Annotated in this window: 5 protein-coding genes and 1 tRNA gene; 4 read left to right on the plus strand and 2 right to left on the minus strand. The window is 57.8% G+C overall.

Translation table 11 applies throughout. The features are described 5' to 3' along the window. Nucleotides 1–317 precede the first annotated feature (317 nt). Nucleotides 318–1373: a hypothetical protein gene (locus tag C0V73_RS22890; RefSeq protein WP_102022333.1), complete on the minus strand. Its 1056-nt coding sequence runs from the start codon at nucleotides 1371–1373 to the stop codon at nucleotides 318–320. 730 nt (nucleotides 1374–2103) lie between these two features. Here C0V73_RS22890 and C0V73_RS22895 point away from each other — a divergent pair. The 4 genes from C0V73_RS22895 (at nucleotide 2104) to C0V73_RS22910 (ending at nucleotide 6548) form a co-directional block, all read left to right on the plus strand. After that, nucleotides 2104–2928: a hypothetical protein gene (locus tag C0V73_RS22895; protein WP_102022334.1), complete on the plus strand. Its 825-nt coding sequence runs from the start codon at nucleotides 2104–2106 to the stop codon at nucleotides 2926–2928. 334 nt (nucleotides 2929–3262) lie between these two features. After that, a complete protein-coding gene (locus C0V73_RS22900) occupies nucleotides 3263–3598 on the plus strand; it encodes a hypothetical protein (RefSeq protein WP_102022335.1) in 336 nt (111 codons plus the stop codon). 655 nt (nucleotides 3599–4253) lie between these two features. Then, on the plus strand, nucleotides 4254–4493 hold the full coding sequence (locus tag C0V73_RS22905; protein ID WP_102022336.1) for a hypothetical protein: 240 nt from the start codon (nucleotides 4254–4256) through the stop codon (nucleotides 4491–4493). A gap of 204 nt (nucleotides 4494–4697) precedes the next feature. Further along, complete coding sequence (locus C0V73_RS22910; RefSeq protein WP_102022337.1) at nucleotides 4698–6548, plus strand: recombinase family protein; 1851 nt, start codon at nucleotides 4698–4700, stop codon at nucleotides 6546–6548. Here C0V73_RS22910 and C0V73_RS22915 read toward each other — a convergent pair. After that, nucleotides 6505–6581, minus strand: a tRNA-Met gene (locus tag C0V73_RS22915). The genes C0V73_RS22910 and C0V73_RS22915 overlap by 44 nt on opposite strands. Between the last annotated feature and the right edge of the window lie 16 nt (nucleotides 6582–6597).

Genomic DNA, 6597 nt, shown 5'->3' on the forward strand with positions numbered 1-6597 from the left:
CACGAAGGCTGAGGGTCAGGCCCTCGTCGATGTTGGCGCATCGGCTTGGGCCGCTTGTCCGGTCATCCGGAACGCGCTTACCCTGGCAGGACCCGAGGTCGCGCTCAAGGACCCCGAACTTAAAAATGAGAACGAAGCCGGTACAAGGTTAACGCCGGGCTCACGACCTCCCGCGAGACGCCCTGGCCGTCCCCGAATGCTGGCGGTCTTGTTCGGTTTCAGCCGGTCAGGCACCAAAACAAAAAAAGGGCCGACAAGCGGCCCTGGGGAAGGTTTGGGGGAAGGCAATGTTGCCGCCTTCCCGATCTCGACGCCGGTCACATCGACATCACAGGCGAGGTCACCTCGTCGAGGTTTTCGTCTTCGACATCGGCCTCTCCCTCAAACTCGTCCCCGACCTCGATCAGTTCAGACGTGTCGAGCGACGGAACCGCTTCGAGCAACTGGCGGCCTGCGACATCGTCACTGTCGTCGACAGCGTCCGTAACGTCTGGGCCGGTCAGCTTCGCCTTCCGATCTTTCGAGATCACCCAGGACAGGACGGGCACGGCTTCAGTCTCGAGCCACTTGCGTAAATCGACCATTTTCGGCCAACGATCCTTGTCGGATAGTTGGGTCAGCACGGCTTCGACCCGCGCCCACTGACTGCCATAGGGGTACATCACGAGGCTTTTGTGCTCGCTCCTGATCTCAGACGACCCCACGAACTGCGTCAGATTGCGAAGTTCGTTTCGGGCGGTGCCTGCCGAAAGCGTCAGCGCCTCCTGCAGCTTTTCCTTATAGAGCCGCTTGGCTTTCAAAGCCGCATCCATGACCCCGACAATCGCCTTGAGCCGGGCAAGGAAGATCTTCTGTCCCTCGCGGGATTTAAGGGCAATCAGCGCTTGAAGCCCGCCGACACCGCCCTGGTCATATGGATTGATGCGCGGCTTCTCCTGCCCGTCCGACAGGATGGCCTTGGCATCCGAGACCCGGACCTGACCATGCTCCTCGGCATGCTTCAGCACCTCGCGGATCTTCTCCGGCTCCGCATGAGCGATCGTGAACAACACCGTCGAGCTCACGTTAAGATCAATCATCTCATCGCGGAACGGCTCGAGGTTCCGCGAGACGGCTATAAAGCCGGTCGCAGTGCGCGCAGCGATCCCGCAACGGCTATGCACCCATTTGGCGAACGTTGAGCCCTCCAGTACGTCAGCGACTTCATTGAGAATGTCGCCGATCAGGAAGGTCTGCTTCGTCGAGCGGCGACCGAGCTCGAAGATGCGCTCGGCCTTGTTCTCGAGAAGGCCCTGAAGCGCAGGATCGATCTTCAGCTTTTCATATGTGTGGGCGGGGGTGGTGGGGGCCTTGGGCTTGGTCTTGGTGTTCATCTGGTACTCCAGTTACGCGTTACAATCATCCGACACGCAAAGGCATCGGATGAAGCTATTATCGCCCGAATTTACGAACATTGCAAATTGTGCCCTAAATCACTCAAACGCTAAACAAAGCAAATCCACTCATTTTCAACCAAAAAATCAATATAGACACCAAACTAATACAGGATTGTTAACCAATCTAATCAATCAGCTCGACATACGATGCTTTAATGTCGATAATTAACATCACCTATCTCAATAAATCCGGAAACAATTCGGTTAAGAGACATTCAAATTGTGCGCTCCGCACCCAACTCTCGTGGGCACGTAGAGTGCATTTTTTGACGCAGAGGCCATTCGAAGTATTTTTACGATCGCTAAAGGTAAAGCCGCCGAGGGTCACGGCGACGGCTGGGACGGCTCACGTCCACCCTCACAAGTCATCGCGCGTCTGCTCAACGTGCACGCACGTCAAGACAAATTGCGCATCAGCGATTCCAACCTCTGGACATCCGATTCAGAACGCTGGAATGGCGTTTCGGCAAACGCCGTTTGCACTGATGCGGGCATCGCAGCGCGCCTTGCCCTCTGCGACCCGTTCAGCCAGACGTGTCGAAGTGATCAAACTGTGGACACCAACAGCATTGGCCTCCGGTCGCTCCCATCATTCATCAGCGCTTAAACTCTCGCCGATACCCGTGATGATTGACGCATTCGTTCCGCTTGGGGATCAGGAGTTCCGATGAGTAAAAAAAGCCGTGTTGCCGCCGACCGGGCCGAGGCCTTGGAGTCCGCGCTCAGAACCATCGAGGCGATCGACCAGACCGCTCCAATGGCGCTCCTCGACATCGGGATTGCGCTTTCGGAAGTTTTTGACAAGAAGCCATCATCGAAGGTGGTGTCGTCTATCGTAGAACGAACCGGTATCAAACGGTCCGTTATAGAGCGGGCTTTGTACGCCGAGTTCGTCCTTACTCCTCACCGCCCGAACCTGGAACGCTTGGGCGTGTCCGCGGAAGTGGTCGCCGCTCTGGCTGAAGGGGAGGAGCAGGACGTTGACCGCGGCGCGCAGGCTCTTCAAACCTACCCCGGGATCTCTCTGGCCGACCTGCAGATCCTGATGACCTGGAGCGTCGAACCACGCGCCTATCAAGAGCCACACCATGCAATCCTCCGCTTCGATATGGCGAGCATGGAGGAGCTGGCAGTCATGAAGACACGCAGCGGGTTTCGTATCTTCCGGGAGATGCTCGCCCGCACCATTCATTTGATCGACCGACTCGAAGAGGTCGGCTTTGACCACGACGAATCCGAAGCCATCCAGAGGCAACTGCAGATCGCCAGCGAGCACCTGGATACAATGATCGACAACCTGATCCTGCTGCCGCATCCGCTCGCCTCAAGCCCTAGCCACATGTTCCCGGCCTGGCCGCCCCTGGCGTCTCCGTGGAACCAGCTTCTTGATAGTCTAGTGGAGCTCCAAGATGTCAGTGAGAGCTCCATGCCTGACGTCGTCAAAGTGCGCGCGATGATGCAACAGCTTCTGGGGTCGCCGCAGCAGCCTTGATCCTGCCGGTAGAACCAGAGTGCACAAGTCGTCTTGACCTGCAGACAAGGTATCCTGCTGCTATCTCGCGTTGAGACAAATTGCGCATCAGCGATTCCGAACTCTGGACATCCGATTCAGAACAGTGGAATGGCGTTTCCACAAACGCTGTTTGCAAGGATTGAGGTATCTCAATCTGCCGCACATTCCCCGCAACCTGTCTCAAATTGCGCATTCCTGATTCAGAGTTGAGGATTTCCGATTCATAAACCGGGATTTTCGATTCAGCGGCGTCCGAGGTTGTTGCACTGGTTCCGGTCTGCCATGCAGGCGACGTATCGGAGTGAGGGACCGCATGGCACGCAAATCGCAGGATATCCGCAATCGCGAACAGCGCGAGCGTCAGCAGCGACTGCGCGATGCCGATCGCAAGGCAAGGAGGCCCAACCGCGACGATGTCGCCCGCACCGCCCTCTTCATGATCGTCTCGGCAATGGCGGCACGCCGGGCAGAGGCAGAACTCGACGAGTTGCAGGATCGTGTCGTCGCGCTTCTGGTTCGTCAGGGCTTCGATGAGCGAGCATCGGATGCTGTATTCGATGAGCTTGTCGCCAAGTACCGAACGGGTGAGTGGCCTTTTCGTCGGAAGCTGCACCTTGACGGGGCAGACGGTGCCGAGCTTGAGGATTGATCAGGTTTCTCGGCTGCCCTTATTCGGTATCTGCCAGATGCGCTATCGCGCATCGCCTTTCACAAACCGCGTTTGCAGGATCTGACACATTCCCCCCGTTACTTCACCAAACGGCGTTTGATTCTGAATCGGATTTCCAGAGAGGGGAGCGCGCACGCCGAAGCAGGATCTCGAATGTTAAAATTTGAAGGAATCGATCTAGGTTTCGTTCAACATGATCGAGTTACGTCGGACAAAAGGTTAATGCCATCATTGACCGACATCGCTGCGCTGGCGATAAACGCGCCAGCTACGGTAAGCGCCGTAGCCGGAATGCGCCTCAATGGAACCCACTTGCAAGGGTGAAGTTGAGTAAATGACATAGATGATCGACACCGTCTGGGACAGACCCTGCAAGAAGAACTCCCGGCACCACTCCTCAACCCGTAGTGAGGTAGCGGTGAACCTTTGGCAAGTATGTGCGCCGCCGCGGTATCGGGCAACGACCGGCAGCAATCTAAATTGAGAGTTCGAAGCAGCCTGCATCACCTGACTCCGTGTGGTGAGCTTTTTAGCAGGTACAACAAGGTCGGATCGAGGGGCGAGCGGACGCCTGAGGGATCCTAAGTGGCAAGCGCATTCCTTCAAATCCACTCAGGACCCGAAGGACAGTACCGTGCATACACCGTTTCAGAAGATCCATTCCCTCTGGACGCCTCAGACCCGCCATCCCTACTATGTTGCAAGGGATGTCGACGAACGGGTCCTCTCAGGGCCATCCGTCGTCGTGTCGATTTCCGGCGTGACGGCCAACGAGGGCACTCATGCCATCCGCAACGTGTGCTACGGCATCCTCACCAACAAGGCTTCTTCCCCGCTGAAGGCCGGAAGCGCCGTTCGAGCAACGGGCGCATAGCGTCCCCAGACACGCAGAACCGCGGCAATAATTGCCACGATCCTCACCGTTGCTGATCCCCTCACTACAACAGCCAAACCGGACGTTTCGTCCGATACGCGCACCGCCAGGTCATGACGACCTGGCTCTGGCCGGGGCTCCCAAGCTGTCCCGGCCAGGCTAAGCATGCCTCTCACGCGCAATCCGTTTATGAATGAGCACCCAATGACCAAGAAAGTTTTGTTCTACGCCCGCTACTCGACCGACCGCCAGAATGAGGTTTCGATCGAGACCCAGACGGAACTCGGCAAGAAGTTTGTCGCCGACAGGGACTGGAAGCTGGTCGCGACTTACTCCGACTCCGCAATCAGCGGAACCTCGTTCACCTCTCGCCCCGGCATCCAGCAACTCCTCGCACATGTGAAGCGCGAACACATTGATGTGGTACTCTGCGTCAATGTCGACCGCCTGTCGCGCGATGTGGAGCACACGTCGAAGATCCTGAAGGATCTCAATTACCACGACTGCGCCATCTGGACCGTTGAAGCCGGCCGGGCGGTCACCGATATGGAGCTGCACATGCGCTCCACCATGAGCCATGAACTCGTCGAGCAGGGCCGGACCCGCACCCGCGAGGGTATGAAGACGGCCGTTCGCAAGGGGAAGGCAACCACTTGTCTCTCCTATGGCTATAAGCTCTCCCAGCAGCGCGATGCCAATGGCGATCGCCTCAAGGGGTTGAGGGAGATCGATCCGGTCAAGGCCGAGATCGTGCGCGGGATCTTCAAGGACTACGTCAACGGGGTCTCACCGGCCGCGATTGCACAGAAGCTGAACGACCGGGGGATCCCGGGTGCACGGACCAAATACTGGCGCGACACCACTATCCGGGGCAGCGTCACTGACGGGACCGGCATCCTCAACAACTCCCTCTATGTCGGGAAAGTCGTCTGGAACAAACAGAAGTTCCGCAAGGACCCGACGACAGAACGGCGAACCTCTCGTGCGAACGACAGGGACGAATGGGAGTTCGGGGACAAGCCTGAGCTGCGCATTATTTCGGATGAGCTGTGGGAACGGGCAAAGCAGCGCCAGGCGGAGAGCCGGGAAGAGTACAATCGGCACTCGACGAACCGTCTCAACGCGACGCATCGTCCGGAATATCTTCTCAGCCGCATGCTCCAATGTGCCGAGTGCGGCGGGCCGTACGCGATCAGCGGAAAGGATCGGTATAGCTGCACCAACCGCAAGAAGCGCCTGCCGATCGATGAGCTTGACGGGGAATGCTGCACCAACAGCAAGACGATCACCCGCCACGAACTGGAAGAGCGCGTCCTCAACTGCCTTCCGGTCGCCTTCTACTCGGTCGACATCTTCGACCGGATTTCGAAGAAGATGATCGCCCACGAGGTGAGCAAACTGAAGAGCGCCCCTTCCCGCAAGGCGCAAGTGGAGGCTGAACTCGCAAAGATCAAAGCGGCACAAACGAGCCTGATGCAGCAGATCCAGGACCGGCATGCGGAAGGCCGGCCGCGGCTTGCCATCCTCGATGACCAGCTCGACGAACTCGAGGCAAAACGCGAAGAGCTCGCCCGAGAACTGGCGACAGTCGAGGAGCCGGCAGAGGATTTCCAGGAGAAGATCGAGAAGCTGAAGGCGCAGTTCAACCCGGCAAACATCGAGATTGGGATCCGCAAGCTGATCTTCCTCGCGCGCAACAACGCCGACGAAGCGGTCAAACAGCGGCTGATGCCGATGGTGCGTGACCTCATCCAGACCGTCGTGATCGGCAAGACGCCGGGCCACCAGCCGGCAAGCCTGCAGGTGCATGGCGACATCGCCCACATCATGGCTTCCATGGACGCGATCGATGTCATGCAGCAGCAGTTCTTCGCCGCTGCCCAGAACGACCTGATGACGCGTATGGCTTCGGGAGAGATCGACACGGAGGCCAAAAAGAACAAGCTCATCGACGCTTACATCGATGAACTGTCACGCAAATTGCCGGAATGGGAGAATTTACAAGTCTCAGTGGTTGCGGGGGCAGGATTTGAACCTGCGGCCTTCAGGTTATGAGCCTGACGAGCTACCGGGCTGCTCCACCCCGCGCCAAGAGCGTAACAAC

This window comes from Rhizobium sp. TH135 (assembly GCF_002855515.1).
GTDB lineage: Bacteria > Pseudomonadota > Alphaproteobacteria > Rhizobiales > Rhizobiaceae > Allorhizobium.

Coding starts and splice junctions, on each gene's coding strand:
- C0V73_RS22890 (WP_102022333.1), bottom strand. CDS start 1,373: ATGAACACCAAGACCAAGCCCAAGGCCCCCACCACCCCCGCCCACACA.
- C0V73_RS22895 (WP_102022334.1), top strand. CDS start 2,104: ATGAGTAAAAAAAGCCGTGTTGCCGCCGACCGGGCCGAGGCCTTGGAG.
- C0V73_RS22900 (WP_102022335.1), top strand. CDS start 3,263: ATGGCACGCAAATCGCAGGATATCCGCAATCGCGAACAGCGCGAGCGT.
- C0V73_RS22910 (WP_102022337.1), top strand. CDS start 4,698: ATGACCAAGAAAGTTTTGTTCTACGCCCGCTACTCGACCGACCGCCAG.